At 62.8% G+C, this 1776-nt stretch carries 1 protein-coding gene and 2 pseudogenes; all 3 read right to left on the reverse strand.

What is annotated here, in order from left to right; genetic code table 11:
• Positions 1–131 (reverse strand): annotated as a pseudogene (locus WA317_RS07075) (helix-turn-helix domain-containing protein); the annotation flags it as partial.
• A 53-nt stretch (positions 132–184) separates the two neighbouring features.
• A pseudogene (locus tag WA317_RS07080) lies at positions 185–257 on the reverse strand (hypothetical protein); the annotation flags it as partial.
• 288 nt (positions 258–545) lie between these two features.
• Positions 546–854 (reverse strand): MmpS family transport accessory protein, encoded by a 309-nt coding sequence (locus WA317_RS07085; RefSeq protein ID WP_425172357.1) that lies wholly within the window; start codon positions 852–854, stop codon positions 546–548.
• Between the last annotated feature and the right edge of the window lie 922 nt (positions 855–1776).

A 1776-nucleotide genomic window follows, 5' to 3' on the forward strand; every position in this document is an offset into this window, starting at 1 on the left:
TACAGCTCCACCCGTGAGCGGATGTTGAGCTTGCGGTAGACGCGGCTGAGGTTGACTTCGACTGTCTTCGGGCTGATGAACAGTTCCGCGGCGATGTCCTTATTGGTCATCCCCGACGCGGCCAGCTGCGCCCGGCAAGCAACATCGCGCGGCAGCGGCGGCTTTCGATCCATTCGTCGTACTATTCGGCGAGCACCGCGCCGACGAGGCGGATGATCAAACACCGTGCGGTCGGGGAAGATTCCGATGACATTGGTCTCACTTTCCTATCATCAGGCGCCACCTGGACTCATCGGATCGGATTGTGCTGCTGCGTGAGACCACCTATGTCGCGATAGGTTACCGATTCGTGTCCCGGCCGTTGGGCGGCTTGAAGATTGGGCTCGCGCCGCTACGAGGCCGGCAACGACGTTCGCGGCTCGGCTGGCGAGGCGCGGTGACGTCCGACGTGTGTTGAGCGAACGGATTTCGCGCGGAAGGGCAGATCGGTCGCCGGCCAGCGGATCCGGGCCCGTTGGGAGGCTCTCGTGTCGGCGCGGAGACAACTACCGTGTAAAGATGCAGTGCGCCGGGCCGCCGACCGGCTGTTCAACCAACTGTTTGGCGCCGATCAAGATGCGGCAGCCGGGACCCGGGCTGTCCTTTCCGACGGCCACCACCTGAAACATCTTGACATCGGGCCCGACGGTGATGCTTCGCTGCCACGGCAGTGTCGCTTCGTAAACGCGATCAGTCCCTGGGTCTGTGTCGATGGTGTACACCGAGCCCGGTCCGAACACCTCGAAGGTCACTGTGTTCGAGTCGGCGTGCGCCGGCGCCGGCGCCAGGATGCCCGGTAACGCCGTGATTGCCACCGTTGACAAGCCAAGTCGGACTGCGTTTCCGATTTTCACTGGCGAACGCCGGCTCCGTCTAGGTTGCGTTGTCATATCTTCTCCTTCGAGCTGCTGGTGTGCCACGCGACGTTTCACCAAAGCGCTGGTGTTATCGCCTAAGCGTTCGACGTTATGGCCGGTGAAACCTTTAATAAATAGGGGATTTCCCTATTCTTGGGCGGTGTCGGCGATGCGGCCAACGGTTGCCGGATTCAGTCAATCGCGGTCGGGGCGAGCGACACGCCGTTGCCGAACGTTGGCCCACGTGGCGTACAGCGCGAAGCAAACGCGGTCGCGGTCATTGGGCGCGCAGCAGATGGCGTCGACGACATGCCGCTCAGGCGACGCCTCCATCACTGCCGCACCGGTTGGTCAACAGCGAGATTCATAACCGCTCGGACACCAGTGGCGGCATGGTCGAGTTCTCCGCTGGTAATCGGTCGAACACCGTTCAGGTCGCGGTGCTGAGCTTCTCAGCAGACCGAGCTAATTCGGCCGCCGTGGATTTCGCGCGACAGGCCGGACCGGAGGTCGCCAGTAAGCAAGCCTGCGCTGTGGCGCGCCGGACGACCGCGCCGGCAACGATGTGCTGCGTGGACTGCATCTGCCGCCCGTACTGCCACATCACCGCTCGCAGCCGTCGATACGAGTCCGGTATCCGCTGCGTTGGCCTGCGACCAGCCGCATGGAATCATGTCGGCGGGTTTGCTAATCAGCACGTTCTCAGGGTGATTCAAAGTTGGCGGTCAACAATCGAGTGTGGGCAGTCATCCAACGGCAGCGCTGATGCGGTCCGGAGGCGCACCGGCGTCGGCACATACCAGCGCGACGGTATCTGCCGATTCGGCGGCGAAGACACCGAAGGCGTAGTCATCTGTCGGGATCGCCAGCGCCATCAGCA

Origin of the sequence: Mycobacterium sp. (assembly GCF_049802695.1) — a bacterium.
GTDB lineage: Bacteria > Actinomycetota > Actinomycetes > Mycobacteriales > Mycobacteriaceae > Mycobacterium.